25 protein-coding genes are annotated in these 26,599 nt (G+C 61.1%); 10 read left to right on the top strand and 15 right to left on the bottom strand.

From position 1 onward, the window contains the following. The first annotated feature begins 15 nt into the window (after positions 1-15). On the top strand, positions 16-1,035 hold the full coding sequence (locus AAFM31_RS12745) for an ABC transporter permease (RefSeq protein ID WP_233049021.1): 1,020 nt from the start codon (positions 16-18) through the stop codon (positions 1,033-1,035). Between the two features lie 18 nt (positions 1,036-1,053). Further along, positions 1,054-1,920 (top strand): ABC transporter ATP-binding protein, encoded by an 867-nt coding sequence (locus AAFM31_RS12740; protein ID WP_341708305.1) that lies wholly within the window; start codon positions 1,054-1,056, stop codon positions 1,918-1,920. A gap of 51 nt (positions 1,921-1,971) precedes the next feature. On the opposite strand, the gene AAFM31_RS12735 is transcribed toward AAFM31_RS12740, so the two are convergent. The 7 genes from AAFM31_RS12735 to AAFM31_RS12705 all read right to left on the bottom strand — a co-directional run bounded on the left by AAFM31_RS12735 (position 1,972) and on the right by AAFM31_RS12705 (position 8,648). After that, complete coding sequence (locus AAFM31_RS12735) at positions 1,972-3,087, bottom strand: alpha-hydroxy acid oxidase (RefSeq protein ID WP_341708304.1); 1,116 nt, start codon at positions 3,085-3,087, stop codon at positions 1,972-1,974. Between the two features lie 13 nt (positions 3,088-3,100). Beyond that, a complete protein-coding gene (locus tag AAFM31_RS12730; RefSeq protein ID WP_341708303.1) occupies positions 3,101-3,784 on the bottom strand; it encodes a Fe2+-dependent dioxygenase in 684 nt (227 codons plus the stop codon). A gap of 72 nt (positions 3,785-3,856) precedes the next feature. After that, positions 3,857-6,103, bottom strand: a complete 2,247-nt coding sequence (locus AAFM31_RS12725; RefSeq protein ID WP_341708302.1) for a TonB-dependent siderophore receptor — start codon at positions 6,101-6,103, stop codon at positions 3,857-3,859. A 152-nt stretch (positions 6,104-6,255) separates the two neighbouring features. Further along, on the bottom strand, positions 6,256-7,005 hold the full coding sequence (locus AAFM31_RS12720; RefSeq protein WP_341708301.1) for an energy transducer TonB: 750 nt from the start codon (positions 7,003-7,005) through the stop codon (positions 6,256-6,258). Further along, positions 7,002-7,430, bottom strand: coding sequence for a biopolymer transporter ExbD (locus AAFM31_RS12715; protein ID WP_341708300.1), 429 nt, complete (start codon positions 7,428-7,430; stop codon positions 7,002-7,004). Before AAFM31_RS12715 ends, AAFM31_RS12720 begins: the two co-directional genes overlap by 4 nt. Further along, complete coding sequence (locus AAFM31_RS12710; RefSeq protein ID WP_341708299.1) at positions 7,427-7,822, bottom strand: biopolymer transporter ExbD; 396 nt, start codon at positions 7,820-7,822, stop codon at positions 7,427-7,429. The genes AAFM31_RS12715 and AAFM31_RS12710 overlap by 4 nt, the downstream gene beginning before the upstream one ends. Continuing rightward, positions 7,812-8,648 (bottom strand): MotA/TolQ/ExbB proton channel family protein, encoded by an 837-nt coding sequence (locus AAFM31_RS12705; protein WP_341708298.1) that lies wholly within the window; start codon positions 8,646-8,648, stop codon positions 7,812-7,814. Before AAFM31_RS12705 ends, AAFM31_RS12710 begins: the two co-directional genes overlap by 11 nt. 488 nt (positions 8,649-9,136) lie before the next feature. On the opposite strand from AAFM31_RS12705, the gene AAFM31_RS12700 reads away from it, so the two are divergent. From AAFM31_RS12700 to AAFM31_RS12690, 3 genes are all read left to right on the top strand, one after another. Beyond that, positions 9,137-10,300, top strand: coding sequence for a type III PLP-dependent enzyme (locus AAFM31_RS12700; RefSeq protein ID WP_088274661.1), 1,164 nt, complete (start codon positions 9,137-9,139; stop codon positions 10,298-10,300). 206 nt (positions 10,301-10,506) lie between these two features. Continuing rightward, a complete protein-coding gene (locus AAFM31_RS12695) occupies positions 10,507-11,256 on the top strand; it encodes a hypothetical protein (protein WP_341708297.1) in 750 nt (249 codons plus the stop codon). A 152-nt stretch (positions 11,257-11,408) separates the two neighbouring features. After that, the gene (locus tag AAFM31_RS12690; RefSeq protein WP_341708296.1) at positions 11,409-11,984 is read left to right on the top strand and encodes a GIY-YIG nuclease family protein; all 576 of its coding nucleotides are present in this window, start codon (positions 11,409-11,411) and stop codon (positions 11,982-11,984) included. 100 nt (positions 11,985-12,084) lie between these two features. Here AAFM31_RS12690 and AAFM31_RS12685 read toward each other — a convergent pair whose 3' ends face one another. The 7 genes from AAFM31_RS12685 to AAFM31_RS12655 form a co-directional block, all read right to left on the bottom strand. Beyond that, positions 12,085-12,990 (bottom strand): SDR family oxidoreductase, encoded by a 906-nt coding sequence (locus AAFM31_RS12685; protein ID WP_118129081.1) that lies wholly within the window; start codon positions 12,988-12,990, stop codon positions 12,085-12,087. Between the two features lie 205 nt (positions 12,991-13,195). Further along, a complete protein-coding gene (gene urtE, locus AAFM31_RS12680) occupies positions 13,196-13,891 on the bottom strand; it encodes an urea ABC transporter ATP-binding subunit UrtE (RefSeq protein WP_341708295.1) in 696 nt (231 codons plus the stop codon). Between the two features lie 2 nt (positions 13,892-13,893). Then, positions 13,894-14,730 carry an urea ABC transporter ATP-binding protein UrtD gene (gene urtD / locus AAFM31_RS12675; RefSeq protein ID WP_321348779.1) on the bottom strand — a complete coding sequence of 279 codons (837 nt, stop codon included), beginning with the start codon at positions 14,728-14,730 and terminating at the stop codon, positions 13,894-13,896. Further along, positions 14,727-15,839, bottom strand: coding sequence for an urea ABC transporter permease subunit UrtC (urtC, locus tag AAFM31_RS12670; RefSeq protein ID WP_371833035.1), 1,113 nt, complete (start codon positions 15,837-15,839; stop codon positions 14,727-14,729). Before urtC ends, urtD begins: the two co-directional genes overlap by 4 nt. Before the next feature lie 29 nt (positions 15,840-15,868). After that, positions 15,869-17,515 carry an urea ABC transporter permease subunit UrtB gene (gene urtB / locus AAFM31_RS12665; RefSeq protein WP_341708294.1) on the bottom strand — a complete coding sequence of 549 codons (1,647 nt, stop codon included), beginning with the start codon at positions 17,513-17,515 and terminating at the stop codon, positions 15,869-15,871. A gap of 102 nt (positions 17,516-17,617) precedes the next feature. Then, positions 17,618-18,916, bottom strand: a complete 1,299-nt coding sequence (gene urtA / locus AAFM31_RS12660; RefSeq protein ID WP_341708293.1) for an urea ABC transporter substrate-binding protein — start codon at positions 18,914-18,916, stop codon at positions 17,618-17,620. A gap of 355 nt (positions 18,917-19,271) precedes the next feature. Beyond that, entirely contained in the window at positions 19,272-20,453 is a 1,182-nt protein-coding gene (locus AAFM31_RS12655) for an acetyl-CoA C-acyltransferase (protein ID WP_341708292.1), read from the bottom strand. A gap of 227 nt (positions 20,454-20,680) precedes the next feature. Between AAFM31_RS12655 and AAFM31_RS12650 the strand changes: the two genes are divergently transcribed. Both AAFM31_RS12650 and AAFM31_RS12645 read left to right on the top strand, forming a co-directional pair. Further along, entirely contained in the window at positions 20,681-22,366 is a 1,686-nt protein-coding gene (locus tag AAFM31_RS12650; protein ID WP_341708291.1) for a fatty acid--CoA ligase, read from the top strand. 438 nt (positions 22,367-22,804) lie between these two features. After that, the gene (locus tag AAFM31_RS12645) at positions 22,805-24,166 is read left to right on the top strand and encodes a DUF1329 domain-containing protein (RefSeq protein ID WP_341708290.1); all 1,362 of its coding nucleotides are present in this window, start codon (positions 22,805-22,807) and stop codon (positions 24,164-24,166) included. Between the two features lie 67 nt (positions 24,167-24,233). Here the strand turns inward: AAFM31_RS12645 and AAFM31_RS12640 are convergent, their stop codons facing one another. After that, on the bottom strand, positions 24,234-24,632 hold the full coding sequence (locus AAFM31_RS12640; RefSeq protein WP_341708289.1) for a ketosteroid isomerase-related protein: 399 nt from the start codon (positions 24,630-24,632) through the stop codon (positions 24,234-24,236). A gap of 99 nt (positions 24,633-24,731) precedes the next feature. Here AAFM31_RS12640 and AAFM31_RS12635 point away from each other — a divergent pair, with 99 nt between their 5' ends. From AAFM31_RS12635 to AAFM31_RS12625, 3 genes are read left to right on the top strand one after another with little or no spacing between them, the layout of a single operon-like run. Continuing rightward, positions 24,732-25,319 (top strand): GNAT family N-acetyltransferase, encoded by a 588-nt coding sequence (locus tag AAFM31_RS12635; RefSeq protein ID WP_341708288.1) that lies wholly within the window; start codon positions 24,732-24,734, stop codon positions 25,317-25,319. Beyond that, positions 25,319-26,191: a carbon-nitrogen hydrolase family protein gene (locus tag AAFM31_RS12630; RefSeq protein ID WP_341708287.1), complete on the top strand. Its 873-nt coding sequence runs from the start codon at positions 25,319-25,321 to the stop codon at positions 26,189-26,191. Before AAFM31_RS12635 ends, AAFM31_RS12630 begins: the two co-directional genes overlap by 1 nt. 22 nt (positions 26,192-26,213) lie before the next feature. Next, positions 26,214-26,582 (top strand): GFA family protein, encoded by a 369-nt coding sequence (locus AAFM31_RS12625; RefSeq protein WP_341708286.1) that lies wholly within the window; start codon positions 26,214-26,216, stop codon positions 26,580-26,582. The last annotated feature ends 17 nt before the right edge of the window (positions 26,583-26,599 follow it).

Genomic DNA, 26,599 nt, shown 5'->3' with positions numbered 1-26,599 from the left:
CAGAGGTATGACGCTATGAGCAACAAGCTGATCAACTATCTGGAAACCGCCGGGCTCAACTGGATGGTGCCCGTGGTGCGGCTGTGTCGCGGCGAGGATGCGCGCGAGCAGGCCACCGAGCTGTTCAACAAGGCAGGGCTGCCGCTGATTGCACTGCTGGTGTTCCTGCTGGTGTGGTCGGTTGGCGCCTCGCAGGTCAAAACCAGTCTCGGCGTACTGCCGGGTCCGGCTGCTGTCTGGGAGCAGGCGGTCAATCTGGTCGATGAGCATCAGGCCGAGCGCGCCAAGGCCGATGCTTTTTACCAGCGTCAGGAAGAGCGCAACGCCGCCAAACTGGAACGCGATCCGACCGCCGAGGTGCGCATTCGTGACTACACCGGCAAGCCGACGTTTATTGATCAGATCGGCACCAGCCTGCTTACGGTGTTTACCGGCTTTGTGCTGGCCAGTCTGATTGCCATTCCGGTGGGTGTGGCCTGCGGCCTGAGCCCGAAGCTGTATGGCGCGATCAGCCCGCTGGTGCAGATTTTCAAACCGGTGTCGCCGCTGGCCTGGTTGCCGATTGTCACCATGGTGGTGAGTGCGGTGTACATCTCCGACGATCCGTTGTTTCAGAAGTCGTTCATTACCTCGGCGGTGACCGTAACGCTCTGCTCGCTGTGGCCGACGCTGATCAACACAGCGGTGGCGGTGGCCTCCATCGACAAGGACTGGATCAACGTCGGCCGGGTAATCCGTCTGAACTGGAGCACTCAGGTGTTTCGCATCGCCATCCCTGCGGCGCTGCCGATGATCTTCACCGGCCTGCGCCTGTCGCTCGGGGTGGGTTGGATGGTGCTGATCGCCGCCGAGATGCTGGCGCAGAACCCGGGTCTCGGCAAGTTCGTCTGGGATGAGTTCCAGAACGGCAGTTCCGATTCGCTTGGCCGCATCATGGTGGCGGTGATCACCATCGGCATCATTGGCTTCCTGCTTGATTGGCTGATGCTGACCCTGCAAGGCCTGCTGTCCCACCAGAAAGTTGCCGGCAACTGAGTTTCAGGAGAATTGACCATGTCTGTTATCGCACTGCGTAAAGCACCGCTGGAAGCCGCTGAAGACAGCACGCTGACCACCCCGGCTCGGCCGCCGAGCTTTCTCGAACTGTCTGGTGTGTCGATTGAGTTCCCAAGCCGCAAGGGGCCGTTCCGGGCGCTCGACAACGTTAACCTGAAGATTGCCAAGGGCGAGTTCGTCTCGGTCATCGGCCACTCCGGCTGCGGCAAGTCGACAGTGCTGAACATCGTCGCCGGCCTGTATCGCGCCACCGAGGGCGGCGCCATCCTCAATGGCAAAGAGGTCAACGAGCCGGGCCCCGAGCGTGCGGTGGTCTTTCAGAACCACGCGCTGCTGCCCTGGCTGACCTGTTACCAGAACGTCGAACTGGCGGTGAAAACCGTGTTCAAGGGCCGCAAGAGCAAGCAGGAAATGCGCGAGTGGATCGAACACAACCTCAAGCTGGTGCACATGGATCACGCGATTCACAAATACCCGGCGGAGATCTCCGGGGGTATGAAGCAACGGGTTGGAATAGCAAGGGCGTTGGCAATGGAGCCCTCAGTGCTGCTCATGGATGAGCCCTTCGGGGCGCTGGATGCGCTGACCCGCGCCCACCTGCAGGATTCGGTGATGGAGATTCAGGCCGAGCTGAACAACACGGTGATCATGGTCACCCATGACGTGGACGAAGCGGTGCTGCTGTCGGACAAGATCGTGATGATGACCAACGGCCCGTCCGCGACGGTTGGCGAGGTGCTGGAAGTGGATCTGCCGCGGCCCCGCGAGCGGCTGGCGCTGGCCAGTGACGAGCGTTACAACCACTTCCGCTCGCAAGTGCTGAGCTTCCTGTACGAGCGGCAGCGGCGACCGGAGGGGGTTTGATCTCTGTTGTGAGGCACATGCGGGCACAGCACGCTGTGCCCCTGCGGGGTCTTACATCAACGCATCTGCGGTGATATCGGCAAGGGTCGGCGTGCCGGCCAGCGCCATGGTCACTTCAAGCTCTTCACGCAGCACTCGCAGCATGTGCGCCACCCCCAGCGGGCCAGCGACGGCCAGCGCATAGAGCTGCGGGCGGCCGAGCAGTACGGCGTTGGCACCCAGAGCGATGGCCTTGAAGATGTCGGTGCCACGTTCGATGGCGCCGTCCAGCAGCAGGCAGAAATCCGCACCAACGGTCTGACGGATACGTGGCAGCATTTCGATGGCGCTGGGCACGCAATCCAGCGCGCGGCCGCCGTGGTTGGAGATGACGGCACCGGCCAGTCCCATGTCCTGCGCGCGTTTTACATCAGCCGGGTGCAGCAGCCCCTTGAGGGTAATCGGCAGACGCGTTTGCTGCTGCAGCCAGGCGATATCGTCCCAGGTCGGTACTTCGCTCATCATGCCTTGGAAGACGATACTCTGGCTGGGGGCGAAGCTGGCGCTCGGCAGCGGCGGGCGGTCCTTCAGGTTGACTGCCTCAACGCCGGCCGGCAGCTCGTAACCGGCCCGTTGCGCGCGGTTGCGGATGCCGTGCAGCGGTGCGTCCACGGTGATCATTAACTGGCTGTACCCGGCGGCCTCGGCTCGGCGGACCAGACTCAGGGTGAAGTCACGGCTCTGTTGCATGTAGAGCTGAAACCAGCGCGGGCTTTCCAGACGCGTGGCGATGTCTTCCAGCGGTTGGCTAGCCAGCGTGCTGACCACCATGCCGGTTTCCAACACGCTGGCTGCGGTAGCGGTGGCCAGTTCGCCATCCGGATGCACCAGCCGCTGGAAGGCAACCGGAGCCAGCAGCAGCGGATGGCGCAACGCCTCTCCCAGTACCGTGGTGTGGGTGCCGCCGCGGGTGCAGTCGACCAGCGGCCTCGGCAGGATCATCAGCTCATCCAGTTGCTGGCGGTTACGCTTGAGCGTCAGCTCGTCGGCGCCGCCGCCGGCGATGTAGTCCAGCACCGGTGGGGCGATGAACTCGCGGGCGTAGCGCGCGTAGTCGGTAACGCTGACCAGGTCACGCGGGATTGCGGTCAGTGGCGGACGCAGCGGGGAGTGGTCTGGCAGGCTCATCGGGGTCTTGTGCTCAGGTGTCCGCCCACTGGCGAATCAGGTTGTGATAGACGCCGGACAGGCGCACGACTTCACTGTGACTGGCGCCCAGCTCGGCGGTCAGCGCTTGTACGCTCTGGTCCAGTTCGAACAGGGTTTCGCGCTGCTGGTTGCTGCGCACCATGCTCTGCAGCCAGAACACCGCGCAGGTACGCGCGCCGCTGCTGACCGGCGTTACTGTGTGCAGGCTGGTGGACGGGTAGAGCACCAGATCACCGGCCTCCAGCTTGATGCGCTGGCTGCCGAAGTTGTCTTCAATGACCAGTTCGCCACCTTCGTATTCCTGCGGGTCGCAGAGGAACAGGGTGGCCGACAGGTCGGTACGGATTGGGGTCGGGCTGCCGGGCGCGTAGCGGATCGCGTTGTCCACGTGCAGGCCGTAGGTTTCGCCGGTGCGGTAGCGATTGAACATCGGCGGGAAAATCTTCAGCGGCAATGCCGCAGATATAAACGTCGGGTGTTTGCCGAGCGTGGACAGAATGATCTCGCCTAACTGACGGGTCAGTTGGCTGTCGAGCGGCAACTGCTGGTTCTGCTTGACCTGCTTGGCCTGTTGACCTGCGGTGGTGTTGCCATCCTGCCAGTCGGCGGCGTCCAGATGGCTGCGAATGCGCTCTACCTCGGTGCTGCTGAAAACACCGGGAATGACGATGATCATGACGGTAGTCCTCGGAAACGGAACAGCGGCGGAGTGCTCTCCGCCGCTGTTTTCGTGCTCAGCCCTGCGCCGTTAGAACTTGTAACGGGCAGTCAGCTGGGCGTTGCGTGCGTCACCCTTGTACACGATGCTGCCGCCGCGGTACACCGCGGTGTAGTAGTCCTCGTTGAACAGGTTTTGCAGGTTGGCGCGCAGGTCCAGGTTCTCGCTGACCTGGTAGCTGGCGAACAGGTCGTAGACGGTGTAGCCGTCCAGCACGATGCGGTTGGTCGCCCCGGCATCCGGTTGGCCGCCATGGATTTCGCTCGAGTAGGTCATGGTGCCGCCGAAGGCGAAGGCCGGGGTCAGCTGGTAGCGCAGCTGGGCATTGGCGCTCTTCTCGGCGAAGTTGGCCTTGGGCAGACCTTCGTTGGTCGGATCAAAGGACTCCATGGTCTCGGAGTTCATGATCGCCGCGCCGATCTGGCCGCTCAGCTTGTCGGTGAGGTTACCGGCCAGGCCGAGTTCCACACCGTGCACGCGGTTCTTGCCGGTGTTCAGGCTACCACCGCTCTGATAGGAGTCGTTGCCGCCTTCGATGACGTCATCCTTGGTGGTCTGGAACACGGCTGCGGTCAGCAGCAGGCGGTGGTCCAGCAGGTTCCACTTGGTACCCAGCTCCCAGTTGGTGGACTGCTCAGGCTCGGCCTGGGCGTAGTTGCCGGCGTCGTCGGTGCAGATGCCGCCGTAGCCGCAGTTGGTGCCAGCGTCAGCTTCGCCGCCGTTGATGTTGGAGGAGGTGCTCCAGCTCAGGTAGACGTTACCGTGCTCCCAGGGCGAGTAGACCACACCCAGATGGCCGTTCCAGAACGCATCGTTGTACTTGTAGGTGGCGGCCGGAATGATTACGCCGCCGCGGCCGGTGCTCTCGGCCTTGTCCATGAAGTAGTCGAAGCGGTCATAGCGCACGCCACCGAAGACTTCCCAGTCCTCGTTCAGGGTGATGGTGTCCATCACATAAGCCGAGACGGTTTCCAGCTCCAGCTTGGTGACCGCATCGTTGCGGCTGGTGGTGCCGCTCCAGGCGCTGTTGTCGGGGTTATACGGGTTAACCGGTACGCTGCTCGGTGTGACGGTGTAGCCGCCGGCATCGGTCTGCTCGTTGGCAAACTCCAGACCGGTAACCAGAGTGTGGCGCACCTCGCCCCACATCTTGTCGATGGTCAGGTTGGTCTGGTTGCCGATGTAGTCGTTTTCCTGCCAGCCGGTAAAGGCGCGAGTGCCGCCGCTGCGCGAGCTGTAGGCGGAAATGATGTAGCTGTTCTCGGTTGAACCGATACGGCTCTTGTTCTCCAGCTTGAGGCCGTCACCCAGCTCCCATTCGAAGCCCAGAGTGAAGATGTCGGCGCCAGTGCGCTGGAAGTCCAGACCACTCTGGCCAACGTACTTGCCATCATCGTCCGGCTTGCCGTTGGTCATAAAGGTGCCCGGGTCGGTGCGGTCATCGCTGCGCGCGTAGTAGTAGTCGGCGAGAACCTTGAACTCATCCAGCGGCTGGTAGATGCCGGAGATCAGGGCGCCGGTGCGACGCTTCTCGGCCGGGCCGCGGTCCGGTACTTCGGCTTCTGTGTACAGGCCGTTGAAGCGGATGGCCAGGTCGTCGGTCAAGACGTGGTTGGTGTCCAGGGTGTAACGCTCGAAGTCGTCGGTGCCCAGACCGCCTTCGACGGTGGTGAAGTCGTCCCACAGGTTGGCTTTCTTGGTCACGCTGTTGACTGCACCGCCGGTAGAACCGCGACCGGCAAAGGTCGAGCTCGGACCCTTGGCGATTTCAACCTGCTCCAGCGCGAAGGTTTCGCGGGTGATCAGGCCCGGGTCACGCAGACCGTCGGTGTAGATGTCGCTGCGGGCTTCGTAGCCACGAATGATGTAGCGGTCACCGAAGGAGTTGCCGCCTTCGCCGGTACCGAGGGTGATGCCCGGCTGCGCACTCAGCAGATCTTTGAGTTCGGTCTTGCCGGAGTCTTCGATGGCGCTGCGGGTGATCACGGTCATGGTCTGCGGCGTGTCTGCAATATCGCGGGTGCGACGGCTGTCAGACAGGGTGCGGGCCTTGTACGGTGCGGCTTCTTCGGCGTAGGGGTTGGCGTCGGCCTGGATGCCGGTGTCTTCGACGTGCAGGGTGTCGAGACTGACTTCCTCGGCATACAGCGGATTGGCGATACCGCCGGAGATGGCCAGCGCCAGCGAGGTGGCTACCAGACTGTGGGGGCCGGCAATTTTGCGCATGCTGAGATCGCTGCCACGTTGAGTGACGGCGTTTAGGGTCGTGTTGGTCATGCTCTCTTGCTTCCTGGAGTATGTGGCTTTTTCCTTGTTGGCGGCGGCGCATTCTTCTCTGGAATGCGTCCGCTTGCAGGAAATCGCCGAGGCTTAACGCCGCGTTACGGTTTGATCCTTTCAGGCACTGCTCTTGCTCTTTGGCTTACGGTTCAGCGGCGATTGACCACCGTGAAGTCGATCGGCGCGCGTACGCTCATTTGTGTTTCTGTCATGTCGTCGCTGAAGGGCGGGAACGGAGACGCATTTTCCAGCGTTTTCAGCGCAGCCTGATCCAGCCTGGTGACTCCGGAGCTCTTGCTGACACGTGCGTCGGTCACCGTGCCGTCTCGGTGAATAACGAAGCTCAGGATGACCTCGCCTTCTTCGCGGCGCCGACGTGAGGCGCGAGGGTAGTGCTTGTGACGTGCCAGGCTGGCCGCGATCTTGGCCTTGTAATCGGTAGACGCGCCGCCCATGCCGCCAGCGGTGGCGGCGTTGCCGACGCCGGTAGACTGTTTGAGCTGTGCCTGATTGGCGTCGCTCTGACCAGTCTCGACTGCAGGTGCTGCCGGCGCAGGCTCTGGGGCCGGCTGGGGCGCTTCGACCTGCTCGCGTGGCGGCTCAGGGCGCGGCTTGGGCTTGGCTTGCACCCGCGCCTGGGCCTGCTGGCGCGGCGGTTCCGGCGTTGGTTCCGGCGGCGGTGGCGGTGGTGTTGGCTTGGGTGGCGCGACTTCCTTGGGCTGCTGTGTTTCCTGAGCTTGGCCCAGGTCGCCGAGCATGCCCAGGTCAATCTCGATACCCATCTCGCCCTGCGCCGCAGCGGTGCCCTTGGGCGGATTGAACGCCAGCAGCGCGAAAACTGCGATATGTGCGAGGGCTGCCAGCAGGACCGCACCGATCCAGTGATGTGTGCGGATCATGGTAGCGCCTCGCCCGGCTGGGTCAGCAGGGTGACGCGGCGAAAACCAGCGGCCTTGATGCGCTGCAGCAGCGCTTGCAGGTTCTCGACGGGTACCTCGCCATCGGCCTTGACCGCCAGGGTAAAGCTTTCCGGGTCTTCCACCTGCTCGAACGCATCGATCAATGGCGCTTCCAGTTCCTCCAGCGTGATCTGTTGGTCCTTCAGCCAGATGTTCAGCTCGGCATCGATCAGAATCTGCAGCGCGTTGTCGTCAACCGGTGCGTCAGCGATCGACTCCGGTGGCGAGACGAAGGTGGCGTCGGACTGGCTGATCTGGCCGGCAACCATGAAGAAGATCAGCATCAGGAACACGATATTGATCAGCGGGATCAGCTGATCGTCACCGTTGTCCTTGCGGGTGCTGTTTTCGGCAACCAGCTTCATGGCAGCACTCCGGTCATGGAGACCTTCTGGGCACCGGCGCGGTGCAGTTGGTCGAGTAGCGACACCAGCGTCTGAGTCTTGACCTCGGGCGCGGCTTCAACGGCGAAGACCGCATCCGGGTTGGCGGCAACCAGCGCGCTCAGCGCAGTCAGATCCTGCAGCTGATAGCTCTTGCCTGCGTGGCTTACGCGGCCTGCATCGGACTCCACGCGCACCACTTCAATCTTGTCCGGCGTCTGCTCGGACTGTTCCGCTGACGACAGGGTGATCTGCCGCCAGTGCATGAAGTTGGAGGAGAGCATGAAGAACAGCAGCAGGATGAACACCACATCAATCAGTGGTGTCAGGCTGATGCCGCGACGCTTCTTGCCCGGGAAGGCTTCAAGCTGCATTGGCGACTTTTCCGCTGCTGACCGGGGGCTTGGGCTGGTGGGTGAACACCTGGGTGACGGCATCGTTCAGACTGGCGGCGATGCGTTCTACGCGGCGCTCCAGCCAGCTGTGCACCGCAACCACCGGAATGGCGACTGCCAGACCCACTGCCGTGGTCAGCAGCGCCTGCCAGATACCGCCGGACAGAACGGACGGATCAACGCGGCTGCCAGCCGCTTCCATGTTCTGGAACGCGACGATCATGCCCAGAACGGTACCCAGCAGGCCGAGCAGCGGCGCCAGGTTGGCGATCACTTCGAGCGGGCGCAGCAGCATTTTCAACTGGTTCAGGCGGAAGCTGGCAACGCGCTCCAGCTCTTCGCGCAGCAGTTCCTGGTCGGTGCCGCTGCGCTTGCCACGCATCGCCAGCAGCAATACGGCTGGCACAGTCTGGCGAGTGTTCAGTTGGGCGATGGCCTCATCGGCCTGGCCCCGGTGCCACAGCGCCAGACTGCGGCGTACCGCGCGGGCGCCTTCGGGCGCCGGCAGGTAGAACTGCCACAGTTTGATCAGCAGGATGCTCAGTGCGATAACCGACATACCCAGCAGAATCCAGACCACTGGGCCGCCGACAATCAGCCATTCGCGCAGGGTATCGACCAGCGTGGTTGCTGTCTCAACACTGTCAACCGCAGCGTTCAGACTGGCATCCAGGGGGGCGGTAGTCAGAGAGGGATCCGCAGCAGCACTGGTTGCCGCTGCGTCGATAGCAGCATCAGGAACGGCGGTGCCGAGCGCGGTGGCTGCGGGTTCGATTGCGGTTGGCGTGGTGGCTTCTACTGTCACTGGAGGTCTCCGGAGAGAAAATTGAGGTGCAAATGATAGGTGTTCTCATTACGTCTTGCAACAATTAAGAAGGTGCAAGGCTTGCCTCGGGAGAATCTCTGGAATGGTGTTGTCCCAGATAAATGGTCGCCTGCTATTGACCGCCGGGTCGCTTGGTTTTAAGGTTCGCTCCGAACGTTGAGGCTGGCACGATCCATACGGCTCAAGTACTGACGACGAGACAGCAAGACCGCGGAACAGAGCGGACTTATTGCTTTCGGCGCACGCCTTGGGAAGTAGGCGAACCAAAGTGGGGATACTGATCAGACGTTCGCACCCCCGGGTTGTGTGTTGGCTGAAAGCGTTCAGAGTCGCTTCCGTCGGAAGGCGTACCTCAGGCTCCTGCTCATCGAGCGGGGCGTGCGTGTGCACCTCTGCCCTGCATATCTGATCCTCTTTTCGTCCCCACGCGGTCCGTCACCCGAACTTAATGCTTTGGAGCCGACGCCATGTCCATCAAACTTGACGACTACTTCGATCGTGACACCTTCAGCCGTCTGAAGGCCGCCGCTGACCAGCGCGAAACCCCCTTTCTGGTTGTTGACCTGAAAACCATTGACCGTGCCTATGACGAACTGGTCGACGGCTTTCCGTTCGCCAAGGTCTACTACGCCGTAAAAGCCAACCCTGCCAACGAAGTGCTGTCGCTGCTACGCGACAAGGGCTCGAACTTCGACATCGCCTCCATCTATGAGCTGGAGAAGGTACTGGCGCTGGGCGTCAAGCCGGAGCAGATCAGCTTCGGCAACACCATCAAGAAAGCGCGCCACATTCGTGCCTTCTACGAAAAGGGCGTGCGCCTGTACGCCACTGACTCCGAAGCCGACCTGCGCAACATTGCCAAGGCTGCACCGGGCTCGAAAATCTATGTCCGCATTCTGACCGAAGGTTCCACTACCGCTGACTGGCCGCTGTCGCGCAAGTTCGGTTGCCAGACCGACATGGCGATGGACCTGCTGGTGCTGGCCAAAGAGCTGGGCCTGGAGCCCTACGGCATCTCCTTCCACGTGGGTTCTCAGCAGCGCGACATCGGCGCGTGGGATGCCGCTATCGCCAAGGTCAAGGTGATCTTCGAGCGTCTGAAGGAAGAGGACAACATCGTCTTGAAGATGATCAACATGGGTGGCGGCTTCCCGGCCAACTACATCACCAAGACCAATACGCTGCAGACCTACGCGGAAGAAATTACCCGCTTCCTGCAGGAAGACTTTGGTGACGAGCTGCCGGAAATCATCCTCGAGCCGGGCCGTTCGCTGATTGCCAACGCCGGTATTCTGGTCAGCGAAGTGGTACTGGTCTCGCGTAAATCGCACACCGCACTGGAGCGCTGGGTCTACACCGACGTGGGCAAGTTCTCCGGCCTGATCGAAACCATGGACGAATCCATCAAGTTCCCGCTCTGGACCGAGAAGCAGGGTGAGCTGGAAGAAGCCGTGATCGCCGGCCCGACCTGCGACAGCGCCGACATCATGTACGAGCACTACAAATACGGCCTGCCGCTGAATCTGGCTATCGGCGACCGCCTGTACTGGCTGTCCACCGGTGCCTACACCACCAGCTATAGCGCTATCGAGTTCAACGGCTTCCCGCCGCTGGAAGCGATTTACGTCTGAGGCGACTCAGCCTGCGGGCGGTTGAAACTGAACGCAGCGAGCTGAAGTGAAAGCCCCGCACTGGAAACAGTGCGGGGTTTTTGTTTTTGGGGCGTAGGTCGCAGTTTCAATGTGCCATTAACGGGATCGGCCGGTAGCGGGTAACTGGCGGCGCTTGGGTTTGTTACAGTCCGAGCAGGACAAACACACTGCGCATAGGGACTTGTATGCTGGAAATCGCTTTTTGGGGCCTGCTCGGTTTGCTGTTGATTGGGCCGCTGTTCATGAACCTGGTCGGCCCCTTCATCATCTGGCGGACGCAGAAAATTCCAACCATCGTCCAGTTTGAACCCCTTTCCGATGATGACTTTTTCACGCGCTGCACCGAGGGTGTTCCGTATTTCGATGAGCAGATGATGGATGCCGGGTTCGTGGTCGTGGGCAATTCGTCGTTGCACGACAGCCACACCGACACCTACTTCCGCGTCTACTGGCACGAGCACCTGAAGTTGGCGGGAACGGTCGTCGGCATCAGCGCCACTAATCAGCCGGATCTCACCTACTGCGAGTTTTCGCAGAAATTCGCCGATGGCCGCTGGTTGAATGTTCTCAATGGCAACCGCCCTGAAGCCTATCCGCGGCTTCCCATCAAGCAGAGCTTCCAGTTCCCCGAAGTGCTGGTCGTTGAGCAGCTGCTGTCGTTGCATGCGCAGTTGCGGCAGCGTCTGAAGGGCGATTTACAGCCAGTTGATTATCAGGCGGAGCAGGGCTTCGCCGAGATCACCGCGTTCTTGCGTGAAGAGTCTGACGCGCTGCTGGATAAGGGGTTGGTCAAACCCGAAATCGATGCCGACGGCAAGCGGTCACTCACCCTGTATGGGGCGTTTACGATGACCTGGCGCTCAGTGTGGCCGGGGCGGGTTATCGCTATGGCTGCCAAGCAGCGGGCTACCAAGCGTTGGTTGCAGGGTGGTTAGGTCGCTTCAGTGAGTGTCAAATGCAGAACGGAGAGGCTGCACTGAAGGTCCCTACTACTGACGCGCCGGACGTTTTGTTTTGCGCTGGCGGCATGGCTGGGGTATCTCTACAGGTCAGCTAGGTTGGTCAGCCGCACGAGACAGGGAGTTGTATGGCGCAAAGTCCGTTCTATGTATACGCACTGAAAGATCCGAGGAGCAAACCCGCCAGGCCGTTTTACATCGGCAAAGGAACTGGGAATCGCGCTTGGGAGCATCAGGCAAAGGTTGATGACTCAGACAAGGGAAGGGTCATCGCGGAGATTCAAAGCGCGGGAATGAATGTCTTGCACACGGTCATCTCAGATGGGCTCACGGAAGAGCAGGCGCTGAAAATTGAGGCTGAGTTGATATCGGCGTTTGGCATTCGTTCGCAGGGTGGCCTACTGACGAATCGGGTTCGTCCTAATCCGGACAATATTTCACGTAAGGTGAAGGTCAACATCCCGGATGGCTGCTACGAGAAGGCGCAAATGGGCTTAGAGCTGATGAAGGCGGCTGTGTTGGAGCTTGCTAAAGCGAACCCGGATGGCATCAAGAACTCGGATGCGGCGAAGTACTTGGGGTTGCAATCAGATTACGGCGGCGGTTCGAAAGACTATCTCAGCTACAGCGTCCTGGGTTTGCTCATGAAAGAGGGGCGGGTGGGGCGCAGCGCATCGGGCAAGCATGTTGCGTTGGTCGAATAACTCCAGAGCGAATGCGCAATAAAAAAGCCCGCCCCTAATTCAGGGGCGGGCTTTTTGTTGGCTGGCGCTCAGTGCGTGGCTGGGCGCTGGCCGTCAGCCGTTAGGCAAACTTCTGGATGTTGGCCATCAGTTCGCGCAGGGCTTCGATGTTGTCTTTCGGGTGGACGGCGCCTTCGAAGCTGCACAGCTGTTCGAAGTTGGCTGCAACGTCTTCCGGGGTAAAGCCTTCGTCCGGGTTGAAGCCGATACCCAGGGAGCGCTCCCAGCGTACCTTGCCCATCCAGCCGCCGCCGACTTCGAACAGGCTGCCGGTTTCCTTGCACTCTTCGGAGCACAGGTAAGCAACCAGCGGGCTAACCAGTTCAGGCTTCAGCTTGTCGAACGCGCCTTCCGGGAACAGGCCTTCGGTCATGCGGGTGCCGCCAGTCGGGGCAATGGCGTTGACGAAGATGTTGTTCTTGCGGCCTTCGATAGCCAGAGTACGGGTGAAACCGTACAGACCCAGCTTGGCCATGCCGTAGTTGGCCTGACCGAAGTTGCCGTAGATGCCGGAGGTGGACGAGGTGAAGATAATGCGACCGAAGTTGTTGTTCTTCATGTGGTCCCAGGCGGCCTTGGTGGTCTTGTAGGCGCCTTCGACGTGGACTTTGTAGATCAGATCCCAGTCGGCATCGGTCATCTTGGCGAAGCTCTTGTCGCGCAGGATACCGGCGTTGTTGACGACGACATCGATGCGACCGAAGTTGTCCATCGCGCACTCAACGATGCGGTCACCGTTGATGACGTTGTCCGGGTTGGCGATGGCGGTACCGCCAGCGGCCTTGATCTCTTCGACAACCTTGAGCGCGGCTTCGCTGTTGGCGCCTTCGCCGTTGGCGCTGCCACCCAGGTCGTTAACGACGACTTTGGCGCCGTGTTTTGCGAACAGCAGGGCGTGGGCGCGGCCAATACCGCCGCCGGCACCGGTTACGATGACGACTTTGTCGTCAAAACGGATATCGCTCATGGGTTGTCCCCTTGGTTTGTGCGGGTTGAAAAAGGCAGCCAGTGTCGAACACTTGTTTGAACATGGCAAGGGGAAGGCGGGCCGGTGAATAGTGGCCCATAAATACTGCAGAGCGGAATAGATGAATTCAGGGCCTGCGTTATCTATGCCTTAATGAACGCACTGCGCCGCCGCGATCCTCTGCGGCGGGCAGCGTTGGGTAAGGTCAAACGGTCAGATAACGCTGGATCAGGTCGTCGTTCAGATCATCCATTGGGCCGTTGGCGACCATCCGCCCACGTTCCATGATGAAGAAGCTTTCCGCCGCCCGGCGGGCAAACGGCAGCTTCTGCTCGACTAGCAGCACGGTCAGCCCCAGCTCGGTGTTGAGCTTGCGGATGACGTCGCTGATGTCGCGCACGATGTTGGGCTGAATGCCCTCGGTCGGCTCATCGAGAATCAGCAGCTTGGGGTCGAGCACCAGCGCGCGGCCAATCGCCAGTTGCTGCTGCTGACCACCGGACAGGTCGCCGCCTCGGCGGTGTTTCATTTCCTTGAGTACCGGGAACAGTTCGTAGATATGCGCTGGAATCTGCCGGGCGCGGTCGGGACGGGCACCGAGTGAGATTTTCAGGTTCTCTTCCACCGTCAGCAGCGGAAAGATCTCGCGCCCCTGCGGCACGTAACCGATCCCGGAGCGGGCGCGGTTCTCGGTCGAGAGCTTGGTAATGTCGCGGCCCATCAGGCTGATCTGCCCGCTTTTCACCGGCAGCAGGCCGGTGATGCATTTGAGCAGGGTGGTCTTGCCGACGCCGTTACGGCCGAGCAGGCAGCTGCAGCTGCCTTCTTTCAGCTCGAGGTCGAGGTCCCAGAGAATGTGGCTCTGGTTGTAGAACTGGTTGATACCTTGAATGCTGAGCATGGTCATTCCCCCAAATAGACTTCGACCACACGCGGGTCATTCTGCACCTGATCCATGGTGCCTTCGGCCAGCACCGAGCCTTGGTGCAGCACGGTGACCTTGCGGGCGATGGAGCGCACGAACGCCATATCATGCTCGACCACGATCACCGAGTGACGGCCAGCCAGCGAGGTCAGCAGCTCGGCGGTGTGTTCGACCTCTTCGCCGGTCATGCCGGCTACCGGTTCGTCGACCAGCAGCACGCGCGGGTTCTGCATCAACAGCATGCCGATCTCCAGCCATTGCTTCTGGCCGTGGGAGAGGGCGCCGGCTTCCATGCGGAACTGCTCTTTCAGGCCGATCAGCTTGAGCACCTCGTCGATGCGGTCGAGCTGTTCGCCGGTCAGGTTTTTATTCAGGGTGTACCAGACGTGCTTGTTGGAGGCGGTGGCCAGTTCCAGATTCTCGAACACCGAGAGCGCCTCGAAGATGGTCGGCTTCTGGAACTTGCGACCGATGCCGCCACGAGCGATCTCGTGCTCGGACAGTTTCAGCAGGTTCATGCGCTGGCCGAACCAGACGCTGCCGGTGTCCGGGCGGGTCTTGCCGGTGATGACGTCCATCATGGTGGTTTTGCCGGCGCCGTTGGGGCCGATGATGCAGCGCAGTTCGCCGTCATCGATGTACAGGTTCAGGTTGTTCAGCGCCTTGAAGCCGTCAAAGCTGACGCTGACGTCCTCTACATACAGTATCGGGCCGTGGGTAGTGTCGACCTTGGCGGAGAAGTCCGGCGCAGGCTGGACGAAGTCAAAGACCTGATCGCGGCGCCAGGTTTCGCGGAGTTGTTCAAGCGGGTTCATTGTTTGTCTCCCTTGCGGCTGAAGCGGTCGAACAGACCCACGATGCCCTTGGGCAGCAGCAGGGTTACCAGTACGAACAGACCGCCGAGGATGAACAGCCAGGTTTCCGGCGAGAAGGTGGTGAAGAAGGTCTTGGCGTAGTTGACGCTGAACGCGCCGACGATGGCGCCGAACAGGGTGCCACGGCCGCCGGTTGCGACCCAGACCACCATTTCGATGGAGTTGAGCGGGGAGAACTCGCCCGGGTTGATGATGCCGACCTGCGGCACATAGAGCGCGCCGGCCACCGCGGCCAGCATGGCGGAGAAGACAAACAGCCAGAGCTTGTAGCTTTCGACCTGATACCCGCTGAAGCGAGTGCGGCTTTCGGCATCACGGATGGCGATGATCACCCGGCCCATGCGTGAGGTGACGATGTAGCGGCAGGCCATGTAACCCAGGATCAGTGCGATGGAAGATGCCACGAACAGCCCGACACGGGTGGTCTTGGCCGCCAGATCAAAGCCGAGGATTTCCTTGAAGTCGTTCAGGCCGTTATTGCCGCCAAAGCCCATTTCGTTGCGGAAGAAAGCGAGCATCAGCGCGTAGGTCAGCGCTTGGGTGATGATGGCGAAGTAGACGCCGGTCACCCGTGAACGGAACGCCAGCCAGCCGAACACCAGAGCCAGCAGGCCCGGCACCAGCAGTACCATCAGCATGGCGAACCAGAACATGTCGAAGCCCTGCCAGTACCAGGGCAGCGTGTCCCAGTTGAGCACCACCATGAAGTCCATCAGCTCCGGGTGGCCGTAGACGCCGCGGTCGCCGATCTGGCGCATCAGGTACATGCCCATCGCGTAGCCGCCAAGGCTGAAGAAGGCGCCGTGACCGAGCGACAGGATGCCGGCGTAGCCCCAGATCAGGTCCACCGAGAGGGCCAGCAGGGCAAAGCAGAGAAACTTGCCGAGCAGGCCGACGGTAAAGTTGGAAACGTACAGCGGTGAGTCGGTCGGCACCGCCAGATTGAGAATCGGCACGATGATGGTGGTGAGCAGCACCAGGCCCAGCACCAGCATTCCGCCCCGATCACTGAGTAACAGTCGTTGGGTAAGCATACTTCCCTCGTTAATTTCGTGTGGCTGTGGATGGGGGGCGGCGATCAGTCAGCCGCGGCCCGTCCTTTCTGCGGGAAGAGTCCCTTGGGTTTCTTCTGGATAAACAGGATCAGCATGATCAGCACCAGCACCTTGGCGAGCATCGCGCCGGCCCAGGGCTCGAGGAAGTTGTTGATCAGACCCAGGCTCATGGCGCTGACCAGCGTGCCCCAGAGGTTACCCACGCCGCCGAATACCACCACCATGAACGAGTCGATGATGTAGGCCTGGCCGAGGTTGGGGCCGACGTTGGTGATCTGTGATAGCGCGACCCCGGCGACCCCGGCGATACCGGAACCCAGACCGAAGGTAAGCGCGTCGATCCAGTTGGAGCGCACGCCCACGGCGCGGGCCATGGCACGGTTCTGCGAGACGGCGCGAACCTTGAGGCCAAGGCTGGTGCGTTTCATCACCACCATCAGGGCGAAGAACACCGCCAGACCGAATAGCAGGATGTACAGGCGGGTGTAGGTGATCGACAGCACCGGGTTGATGCTCAGGGTGCCGCTGATCCACTCCGGCGAGCTGACCGAACGGTTGAGCGGGCTGAACAAGGTGCGTACCGCCTGCTGCAATACCAGGCTCAGGCCGAAGGTCGCCAGCAGGGTTTCCAGCGGGCGGCCATAGAGGAAGCGAATCACGCCGCGTTCGATGGCGATGCCGACCAGAGCTGTGATCAGAAAGGCTGCCGGAATGGCGATCAGCAGGCTCCACTCGATCAGATCGGGGAACAGCACCTGAATGCCCCAGGTGGTGTAGGCACCAATCATGATCAGCTCGCCGTGGGCCATGTTGATCACGCCCATCACGCCGAAGGTGATGGCCAGACCGATGGCGGCCAGCAGCAGGATCGAGCCGAGGCTGAGACCGAAGAACACGTTCTCGAGAAAGCGGTAGAAATCGATGCGGCCTTGAATGGAGTCGATGGCCTTGGCGGCAGCGGCGCGCAGTTCGGCGTCTTCATCGTTCTCGGCGACGCTGCGCAGGGCGTTGCGGGCTTCCTGTTCGAGGGAGCCGCTGAGCGTGTCGATAGCGGCCATGCGCTGATCGCGGTCACCGCCTTGCAGGTCATACAGGGCCAGTGCGGCGTCGATCGCGTCGTTAACGCGGCCTGACTCCTCGCTCTGCTGATGCTGCTCGAGCAGTGCGGCGGTGTCGGCGTCGACGCCATCACGAATAAAGCGCTGCACGGCGTCGTAGCGCTTCTCGCTGTTGGGGTGAGTCAGATTCAGCTGAGCGACAATGCCGCGCAGTTGGGTACGCAGGCTGTTGTTGACCGGAATGCGGCGCAGGCCGGCGGTGCCGGTCAGGTCTGAGCCATCCAGGGCGTTGGTCAGCTGGTCGCCGGTGCGGATGGCGATGACCGGTGGCTTGTCCTTGTTGGCCAGCAGGTCGCCGGCAACAAGGGCGTTGAAAATGTCGGCCAGACGTTCGTCTTGATGGGTGGCCAATTGCTCGACGGTGGCTGCGCGCTGGCGCAGGTTGCCGGTCGCCAGTTGGCTGACCAGTGCGTCGAAGGTGGGTTCTGCGGGGGCTGATTCAGCCTCCTGGGCGCTGGCGTGCAGGGGCAGACTGCACAAGCACAGCAGCAGCAGGCGGGTAAGCCATTGCTGCAAGGCATGCCGGGGTGTCAGACGGCAGATGGAGTTCATGGCATCGTCCTGATTGAATATCGAACTGAATGTGCAAACGGGGCGTGATGGGCGCCCCGGTTGCAGGGGCGGGCGCAGGGCCCGCCGTCAGATGGCTGCTGATTACTCGGCGGTGGTGCCGACGCAGCTCTTGGTCTGGGTGTTGTAGTTGCCGCAGCTGATCGGCGCAGTCCAGTCGGAGATCAGGTCTTTGCTGCCTTCCAGGTAGTCGGACCAGGCATCGCCCGGCACCAGCTCTTCGGTGCTGGATACGGTCAGGAACTGGCCGTCATCCTGGATTTCACCGATCAGAACCGGCTTGGTGATGTGGTGGTTCGGCAGCATTTTGCTGACGCCGCCAGTCAGGTTCGGTACTTCAACGCCGACCATAGCGTCGATGACCTTGTCGGTATCGGTGGTGCCAGCAGCTTCAACTGCTTTGACCCACATGTTGAAGCCGATGTAGTGGGCTTCCATCGGGTCGTTGGTGACGCGCTTGGTGTCGCCGATGTAGGCGTGCCAGGCTTTGATGAAGGCTTCGTTTTCCGGAGTCTCTTCGCTCATGAAGTAGTTCCAGGCCGCCATGTGGCCGACCAGCGGAGCGGTGTCGATACCGGACAGTTCTTCTTCACCAACAGAGAAGGCAACAACCGGGATGTCTTCAGCGGAAACGCCCTGGTTACCCAGTTCGCGGTAGAAGGGCACGTTGGCATCACCGTTGATGGTGGACACCACGGCGGTCTTCTTGCCGGCGCTGCCGAAACGCTTGATCTCGGCAACGATGTTCTGCCAGTCAGCGTGGCCGAACGGGGTGTAGTTGATCATGATGTCTTCTTCAGCCACACCGTTGGCCTTCAGATAGGCTTCCAGAATGCGGTTGGTGGTGCGCGGGTAGACGTAGTCGGTACCGGCCAGAACCCAGCGCTCGACGCCGACTTCATCCTTCAGGTAGTCGACCGCCGGAATGGCTTGCTGGTTCGGCGCAGCGCCGGTGTAGAACACGTTGCGGGAAGACTCTTCGCCTTCGTACTGAACCGGGTAGAACAGGATGCCGTTCAGCTCTTCAACCACTGGCAGAACGGATTTGCGTGAAACGGAGGTCCAGCAACCGAAGATCGCGTCGACGCCGTGCTGCTCGAGCAGCTCGCGGGTGCGTTCGGCGAACAGCGGCCAGTTGGAGGCCGGGTCAACTACGACGGGTTCGAGCTGTTTGCCGAGCAGGCCACCTTTCTTGTTCTGCTCTTCGATCAGCATCAGCATGGTGTCTTTCAGGGTGGTTTCCGAGATGGCCATGGTGCCGGACAGCGAGTGCAGTACGCCGACCTTGATGGTTTCCTCAGCTTGAGCGCTGAGTGCGCCGAGAGCCATGCTGCAGGCGACGCCGAGTGCGCCGACCTGTTTGACGATCTTCTTCAGAGTCATGTTCCTTTCCTTTCTCTGTTGTTGTCTTGAATCCTGGCTGTTGCGTGATGCTGCTGGTCTGGCGGCAAGCCGCTTGACCATGCAGGCCGTCGTTGGCGACGCAGCCTGTGGGCAGGACAGAGCAGAGAACGTGCCAGCTTTGACATTGGTTGACATTGTCACGCCAGAAGCGCTCAGGAATGGGGGCTGTGGGCGATGCTGGGAGAACGAGAGCGGGTTGCCGAGACGTTGGGCTGCGGTGCTGCGTGGTGGTGCGGTGCGCTATTTTGGTGCGGCGCGGTGGTGCGTGGTCAGGATTTTGTGCGGGAAGGGGGTGAACAGCCCGGGCCGCGTTGCGCGACCCGGGTCTGAATTGTTACACCAGCTCGATAGCGACTGCGGTAGCTTCACCGCCGCCGATGCACAGCGAGGCTACGCCGCGCTTGCCGCCGGTCTGCTGCAGGGCGTTGATCAGGGTGACGATCAGGCGCGAGCCGGTGGAGCCAACGGGGTGGCCCTGGGCGCAGGCGCCGCCGTAGATGTTGACCTTGGCGTGGTCCAGACCGTGCTCACGCATGGCCAGCATGGTAACCATGGCGAAGGCTTCGTTGATCTCGAACAGGTCGACGTCAGCGGCAGTCCAGCCGGTCTTGTTGAACAGGTTGGTCATGGCGCCGATCGGGGCCAGGGTGAACTCGCTGGGGGCCTGGCTCTGGGTCGCGTGGCCAACGATGCGGGCCAGCGGCTTGATGCCGCGGCGCTCGGCTTCGGCGGCCGTCATCATGACGATGGCGCTGGCGCCGTCGGAGATGGAGCTGGCGTTGGCGGCGGTCACGGTACCGTCTTTTTTGAACGCAGGCTTGAGGGTCGGGATCTTGTCCAGATTGGCGTTCAGCGGCTGCTCGTCGTCTTTGACAACAACGTCGCCCTTGCGGGTCTTGACGGTGACCGGAATGATTTCATTGGCCAGCACGCCGCTTTCAATGGCCGCTTGAGCGCGCTTCAGCGACTCGATTGCGTAGGCGTCCATGTCTTCGCGGGTCAGACCGTTCTGGTCGGCGGTGTCCTGGGCGAAGGAGCCCATCAGGCGACCGGTACGGGCGTCTTCCAAGCCGTCGAAGAACATGTGGTCCTTGATTTCGCCGTGGCCCATGCGCAGGCCGGTGCGGGCTTTCTCAATGATGTAGGGGGCGTTGGACATGCTTTCCATGCCACCGGCAACCATGATGCTGTTGCTGCCTGCCTTGAGCGCATCGTGGGCCTGCATCACGGCCTTCATGCCGGAGCCGCACAGCTTGTTGATGGTAGTGCAGCCGGTCGCGGCCGGCAGGCCGGCGTTCAGACTGGCCTGACGGGCCGGACCCTGCTTCAGACCGGCGGGCAGCACGCAGCCCATGATCACTTCTTCTACCGCATCGGCAGTAATGCCGGCACGGCTGACGGCTTCGCGAATGCTGATGGCGCCCAGGTCAACTGCGCTGATGCTGGACAGGCTGCCCTGGAAACCACCCATAGGGGTGCGAACGCCACTGACGATTACGATGCTTTGGTCCGACATACCGGCTCCTGACTTGATGTTATTGCGTGGGTGTTGTTGAAACTATGAAGCTGAGTTCAGTCATAAAACGACTTTGTTTACAATTATACGCATGATGGTCGCAAAGAAAATCCGTATGATAATTTCCGCTTGCGCTGGCTGGGCTACTCTGGAATGAATTGCATTTGCCCGGTTGCGTATTACGACCGATCCATGTCCTGACAATCCCAAAAACAGTAGGTCATTCAATGCTCAATACTCGTATCCTCAAGCCGACCGAAGAGGCGCGCTCCACTCCGTTGCTGATCAAGAACCTGCTGCTGACAGGGCAGCGCTACGAGCGCACGCAGGAAATCATCTATCGGGATCTTGTTCGTTACGACTATCGCACCTTCAACGAGCGCGTCTGCCGCCTGGCGAACGCCCTGACCAAAGCCGGCGTGAAAGCGGGCGATACCGTTGCGATGATGGACTGGGACAGCCACCGTTATCTGGAGTGCATGTTCGCGGTTCCGATGCTGGGTGCGGTGATGCACACCATCAACGTCCGCCTGTCGCCTGATCAGATTCTCTACACAATGAACCACGCTGAAGATGTCGTGGTGCTGATCAACAGCGAGTTCGTGCCGATCTACAAGGCCATCGAGAACGACCTGACCACCGTCACCACGACCATCCTGCTGACCGACGAAGAAGACAAGACCGCAGATCTGCCGGGCTTTGCTGGTGAGTACGAGCAGCTGCTGGCTGCTGCCGAGCCGACATACGAGTTCGCCGATTTCGACGAGAACTCGGTCGCCACTACCTTCTATACCACCGGCACCACCGGTAACCCGAAAGGGGTGTACTTCACCCACCGTCAGTTGGTTTTGCACACGCTGGGTCAGGCTGCTTCGCTGGGAGCGCTGGACAGCGTGCGCCAGCTTGGTAATCGCGATGTCTACATGCCGATTACGCCGATGTTCCATGTGCACGCTTGGGGCATTCCTTACACCGCCACCATGCTGGGTATCAAGCAGGTTTATCCGGGCCGATACGAGCCGGAGCGCCTGGTACAGTTGATCAAGGATCACAAGGTCACCTTCTCGCACTGTGTGCCGACCATCCTGCAGATGGTGCTCAATGCCCAGGGCGCGAAAGACTTTGACTTCGGTGGCATGCGCGTCATCATCGGCGGCAGCGCCCTGAACCGCTCGCTGTATCTGGCAGCCAAGGCCAAGGGTATGCAGTTGGGTGCAGCCTACGGCATGTCCGAGACGTGCCCAATGATCTCCGCCGGTTACATTAACCTGGAGCTGGAGCAGGCGTCGGAAGACGAGCAGATTGCGCATCGCATCAAGGCCGGTGTACCTGGCCCGCTGGTTGAAGCGCAGATCATGGGGCCGGACGGCTCGCTGCTGCCGAAGGACGGCGAAACCCAGGGTGAGCTGGTCTTGCGCGCTCCGTGGCTGACCCAGGCTTACTTCCGTGAGCCGGAGAAGAGCCAGGAGCTGTGGGCCGGCGGCTGGATGCACACCGGCGACGTGGCAACCATCAGCCCGACCGGTTTTATCGACATCCGTGACCGTATCAAGGACGTGATCAAGACTGGCGGCGAATGGCTTTCCTCGCTGGAGCTGGAAGACCTGATCAGCCGCAGCCCGCTGGTAGCCGAAGTGGCCGTGGTCGGTGTGCCTGACCCACGCTGGGACGAGCGTCCGTTTGCGCTGATCATCCCCGCAGCCGGTCAGACCGTCACGGCTCAAGCCATCGCTGAGCACCTGACGCCGTTTGTCGAGGAAGGCCACATCAACAAGTGGGCGATCCCACGTCAGATTGCCGTGGTTGCCGAAATCCCGAAAACCAGTGTTGGCAAGCTCGACAAGAAGCGCATTCGTAGCGATATCGTCGGCTGGCTGGACGCCGGTGCGGAGTGCATTTCCTCGCTGTCTTGATCCGGCTTTAAACAAAAAACCGCAGTGGGACACCGCTGCGGTTTTTTTGTTTTCTGAGAGCGTGCGCCACAATAAGACATATGTCTCATGGCGGGCTTAGGTGCTTTTTTGATTTTTGGTCTGTAAGTGCCGAAATAGAGCCGTTATTGCGTTTTTTGTTGCTGTATTTTTCACTGCTGCTGTGGGACGAACGGGCTTGATTAGCTTGCTTGCAACCAGTAGAGTCGACGCCCTCTCAAGTCTTATAAGAATCCTAATAAATCCAATCGCTGCGTTGCCCGGTCCATTAATCACCGAGCGATGTGGGCGATGTTGTGCGTCCGAAAACTGGCCGCAGGCACAGTGCGTGCTCCTTGAGGGACGAACACCGGTCATGATCGTTGCAGCCACGCGCTGAGACCGGTTACCCCAAACACAAAAGCAGAACAGGGCGATTCAATGAAACCCACCTTTATCGTTTCTTCACTTCTGGCGACGGCGCTGGTAGCGCAGTCCGCTTATGCCGCGGTAAGTGAGCAGGAAGCAGCCAAACTCGGCACCAGCCTGACGCCGGTTGGCGCAGAGGTTGCCGGTAACGCAGCTGGCACCATCCCCGCCTGGACTGGCGGTCTGGCAACCGACGCTGCGGCGGTCGATGCCAACGGCTTCCTGTCCAACCCATACGCTGGCGAGCAGCCGCTGTTTGTCATCACTGCTGCTAACTACGAGCAGTACGCTGACAACCTGGCGCCGGGCCAGATCGCCATGTTCAAGCGCTACCCCGACACCTTCAAGATGCCGGTGTACCCGACTCATCGTTCCGCTGCACTGCCGCAGAAGGTGTATGACGCAGCCAAGAGCAACGCGGTAAACACCACGCTGGTCGAAGGTGGCAACGGCCTGAACAACTACAGCCTGGCTTACGCCTTCCCGATTCCGTCCGACGGTCTGGAAGTGATCTGGAACCAGATCACCCGCTACCGTGGCGAAACCTTTGATCGCGTCGTCACTCAGGCTACCCCGCAGGTCAACGGTAACTTCAACGTCGTGCGTTTCGTCGAGCAGTACGCGCTGCCGAGCGGCCTGACCGACTACAAGGCCGGTGAACCGACCGACATGCTGTACTACTTCAAGCAGCAGGTAACCGATCCCGCGCGTCTGGCCGGTAACGTGTTGCTGGTTCACGAAACCATCAACCAGGTTGCCACGCCGCGTATGGCCTGGATTTACAACGCTGGTCAGCGTCGCGTTCGTCGCGCTCCGCAGGTTTCCTACGACGGTCCGGGTACCGCAGCTGACGGCATGCGTACGTCCGACAACCTGGATCTGTACAACGGTGCTCCGAACCGTTACGACTGGCAGCTCAATGGCAAGCGCGAAATGTTCATCGCCTACAACAGCTTTGAACTGGGCTCCAACAAGCTCAAGTACGATGACATTCTCAAGGCTGGTCACATCAACTCTGATCTGACTCGCTATGAGTTGCATCGTGTGTGGGATGTGGTTGCTACCGTTAAGCCGAGCGAGCGTCACATCTACGCCAAGCGTCACTTCTTCCTCGACGAGGACACCTGGCAAGCTGCCCACATCGACCACTACGACGGTCGTGGCGAAATGTGGCGTGTAGCTGAAGCGCATGCGGTTCAGCGCTTTGTTGACGAGGTTCCGGGTTACACCATGGAAACTCTGTACGACCTGATTGCCGGCCGCTATCTGGCGATGGGCATGAACAACGAAGAGCGTCGCAACTACTCGTATGAGAACGAGATGGCCAGCGTCGACTTCACTCCGACTGCCCTGCGTCAGTCCGGCGTGCGCTAAGCGTTCGTTGCAGTACCCAAAACGCCCGGTTTTGCCGGGCGTTTTGCTGTCTGGCGATTGCCGATTTTCAGCAGACCTGCGCGACCCAGTCGTTCAGGTTGTAGTAGTTGCTGATGCGCGCGACCTTGCCGTCTTTTACCTCGAAGAACGCACCTGCTGGCAGCACATACTTCTGGCCATTGGCGGGCGGCAGACCTTCGTCGTCCGCGAGGTATTCGCCGTTGACGACAAACTCGGCGGCTGCACGGCTGCCGTCGGCGCTGACCATGATGACCAGGTCGGTCAGCTGTTCGCGGTAGCAGCGATTCATCTTGTCCATAAAGTCGGCGAATACCGCTTTGCCGATCTGGCGCTCGCCCTGGTTAATGTCGTGCACCACGTCGTCGCTGAGCAGGGCAAGGAAAGCGGGCATGTCCGCGGCGTTGAAGGCGTCGTAGTAGGCCTGAATCAGGGCTTGGGTGGTCACGTTTGATGGCTCCGGTTAGAGGTTAGGTTGCAGGCATGATAAGTTGCCCGCAGGTGCCGGTACAGACGCCGGCGAGACAAATTGGCAGTGAGTTTCAGCATGGATATCCACCTGCTCAGCGGGCAGCAGATTGCGCCCTGGATTGATGCCCTGGCAGACCTGCGCATCCGCGTGTTTCGCGAGTTTCCCTATCTGTACGACGGCAGTCGCGAGTACGAGGCGGAGTATCTGTCGACCTACCTGCGCAGCCCGGACAGTCTGTGTGTGCTGGTGCAGGACCAAGGTCAGGTGGTTGGTGCCTCGACTGCGCTGCCGTTGGCAGATGAGACCGAGGAGTTCAAGCGGCCCTTCGTTGCGCAGGGTTGGGACTGTGAGCGCATCTTCTACTGTGCCGAGTCGGTGGTGCTGCCCGAATGGCGTGGCAAGGGGCTCGGCGTGCGGTTCTTTGCCGAGCGGGAAGGGCATGCCCGCCGGCTTGGCCGTTTCGACTGGTCAGCGTTCTGCGCGGTGCAACGCCCGGCCGATCACCCGCGGCGGCCGGCGGATTACCAGCCACTTGACGACTTCTGGACGCACCGCGGCTATCAGCACCATCCTGAGTTGGCGACGGTGTATCACTGGCGTGATCTGGATGAGGCCGACGAGTCGGCCAAGCCGATGTCGTTCTGGCTCAAGGAGCTTATCTAATGCTTACCCTCGCTGCCTGCCAGTACCACATTGACCTGCTGGAGACGTGGGATGCCTACGCCGAGCACCTGACGAGCCTGTGCCAGCAGGCAGCCGAGCAGGGCGCCCAACTGCTGCTGCTGCCGGAGTACGCCGGACTGGTGCTCAGCGGCCAGCTGCCCGCCGCCGAGCGCAGCGATCTGCACGCCTCGATTGCCGGCATCCAGCCGCTGGCGCCTCGCTGGCTGGCGCTGTGTGAGCAGATCGCGCGGGACTGTAACGTCTATCTGCAGCCGGGCTCGCTGCCGGTGCTGGACGCTGACGGGCAATATCGCAACCGCGCCTGGTTGTTTGGCCCCGAGGGCTGCCTTGGCAGTCAGGACAAGCTGATGATGACCCGCTTCGAACTGGAACAGTGGAACATCGCCGCCGGCAGCGAATTGCGGGTGTTCGATACCGCACTCGGTAAGCTCGGCATTTTGATCTGCTACGACAACGAATTCCCCATGCTGGCGCGGGCGCTGGCCGAGCAGGGCGCCGATCTGATTCTGGCGCCCAGCTGTACCGATACGGTGGCGGGCTTCTACCGGGTGCGCATTGGCGCGCAGGCGCGGGCGCTGGAAAACCAGATCGCGGTGCTGCAGGCACCCACTGTCGGTATGGCCCCGTGGTCACCTGCACTGGACGAGAACAACGGCCGCGCTGCGCTCTATGTGCCCTCGGATTACGGCATGCCGGCCAGCGGCATCGTCGCCGAAAGCCCCGAGTTATGCCCGGACAGCAGTCAGTGGCTGATTTGTCGGCTGGATCTGGATGAAGTGCGCCGGGTGCGCGATAACGGCCAGGTATTCACCCGGCGGGATTGGCCTAAACAGTTTGGCTTTGGTCACTAACGGGGCGGATCGGGAGGCAGGAATGCCAAGCGTCAGCGGTGGTTGCTTGTGCGGGGCTGTGCGGCTGGTTGCCGTAGGCGAGCCACTGCGCGTCGGTGTTTGCCATTGCCTGGATTGCCGCAAGCACCACGGCGCACTGTTTCATGCTTCGGCGATCTTTACGTCGGCGGCGGTTCAGGTGACGGGTAGGACTGCGGATTACGCCGGGCGCCATTTCTGCCCAGTCTGCGGGTCGTCGGTGTATTCACGCAGCGGCGACGACATGGAGGTGCATCTGGGTACGCTGGATGCGCCGGATCAGTTTGTGCCGACCTACGAGTTGTGGACCTGTCGGCGTGAGGTGTGGCTGCCGCCCTTTAGGGTGCGGCAGCGCTTTGCGCGCGACGCCTGAGCGCAGGCGTCCGGCCC

This window comes from Halopseudomonas sp., assembly GCF_038130085.1.
GTDB lineage: Bacteria > Pseudomonadota > Gammaproteobacteria > Pseudomonadales > Pseudomonadaceae > Halopseudomonas.
Note: the sequence above shows the minus strand (reverse complement) of the source record. Positions and strands in the feature narration are given on the sequence as shown.

Excerpts from the sequence above, each read along its gene's own strand:
- AAFM31_RS12695 (WP_341708297.1), top strand. The coding sequence starts at position 10,507 with ATGCTGGAAATCGCTTTTTGGGGCCTGCTCGGTTTGCTGTTGATTGGG.
- AAFM31_RS12735 (WP_341708304.1), bottom strand. The coding sequence starts at position 3,087 with ATGAGCCTGCCAGACCACTCCCCGCTGCGTCCGCCACTGACCGCAATC.
- AAFM31_RS12740 (WP_341708305.1), top strand. The coding sequence starts at position 1,054 with ATGTCTGTTATCGCACTGCGTAAAGCACCGCTGGAAGCCGCTGAAGAC.
- AAFM31_RS12690 (WP_341708296.1), top strand. The coding sequence starts at position 11,409 with ATGGCGCAAAGTCCGTTCTATGTATACGCACTGAAAGATCCGAGGAGC.
- AAFM31_RS12655 (WP_341708292.1), bottom strand. The coding sequence starts at position 20,453 with ATGTCGGACCAAAGCATCGTAATCGTCAGTGGCGTTCGCACCCCTATG.
- AAFM31_RS12685 (WP_118129081.1), bottom strand. The coding sequence starts at position 12,990 with ATGAGCGATATCCGTTTTGACGACAAAGTCGTCATCGTAACCGGTGCC.
- AAFM31_RS12715 (WP_341708300.1), bottom strand. The coding sequence starts at position 7,430 with ATGAAGCTGGTTGCCGAAAACAGCACCCGCAAGGACAACGGTGACGAT.
- urtD (WP_321348779.1), bottom strand. The coding sequence starts at position 14,730 with ATGAACCCGCTTGAACAACTCCGCGAAACCTGGCGCCGCGATCAGGTC.
- AAFM31_RS12710 (WP_341708299.1), bottom strand. The coding sequence starts at position 7,822 with ATGCAGCTTGAAGCCTTCCCGGGCAAGAAGCGTCGCGGCATCAGCCTG.
- AAFM31_RS12720 (WP_341708301.1), bottom strand. The coding sequence starts at position 7,005 with ATGATCCGCACACATCACTGGATCGGTGCGGTCCTGCTGGCAGCCCTC.
- AAFM31_RS12730 (WP_341708303.1), bottom strand. The coding sequence starts at position 3,784 with ATGATCATCGTCATTCCCGGTGTTTTCAGCAGCACCGAGGTAGAGCGC.
- AAFM31_RS12650 (WP_341708291.1), top strand. The coding sequence starts at position 20,681 with ATGCTCAATACTCGTATCCTCAAGCCGACCGAAGAGGCGCGCTCCACT.
- urtB (WP_341708294.1), bottom strand. The coding sequence starts at position 17,515 with ATGAACTCCATCTGCCGTCTGACACCCCGGCATGCCTTGCAGCAATGG.
- urtA (WP_341708293.1), bottom strand. The coding sequence starts at position 18,916 with ATGACTCTGAAGAAGATCGTCAAACAGGTCGGCGCACTCGGCGTCGCC.
- urtE (WP_341708295.1), bottom strand. The coding sequence starts at position 13,891 with ATGCTCAGCATTCAAGGTATCAACCAGTTCTACAACCAGAGCCACATT.
- AAFM31_RS12630 (WP_341708287.1), top strand. The coding sequence starts at position 25,319 with ATGCTTACCCTCGCTGCCTGCCAGTACCACATTGACCTGCTGGAGACG.
- AAFM31_RS12625 (WP_341708286.1), top strand. The coding sequence starts at position 26,214 with ATGCCAAGCGTCAGCGGTGGTTGCTTGTGCGGGGCTGTGCGGCTGGTT.
- AAFM31_RS12745 (WP_233049021.1), top strand. The coding sequence starts at position 16 with ATGAGCAACAAGCTGATCAACTATCTGGAAACCGCCGGGCTCAACTGG.
- AAFM31_RS12645 (WP_341708290.1), top strand. The coding sequence starts at position 22,805 with ATGAAACCCACCTTTATCGTTTCTTCACTTCTGGCGACGGCGCTGGTA.
- AAFM31_RS12700 (WP_088274661.1), top strand. The coding sequence starts at position 9,137 with ATGTCCATCAAACTTGACGACTACTTCGATCGTGACACCTTCAGCCGT.
- AAFM31_RS12725 (WP_341708302.1), bottom strand. The coding sequence starts at position 6,103 with ATGACCAACACGACCCTAAACGCCGTCACTCAACGTGGCAGCGATCTC.
- AAFM31_RS12635 (WP_341708288.1), top strand. The coding sequence starts at position 24,732 with ATGGATATCCACCTGCTCAGCGGGCAGCAGATTGCGCCCTGGATTGAT.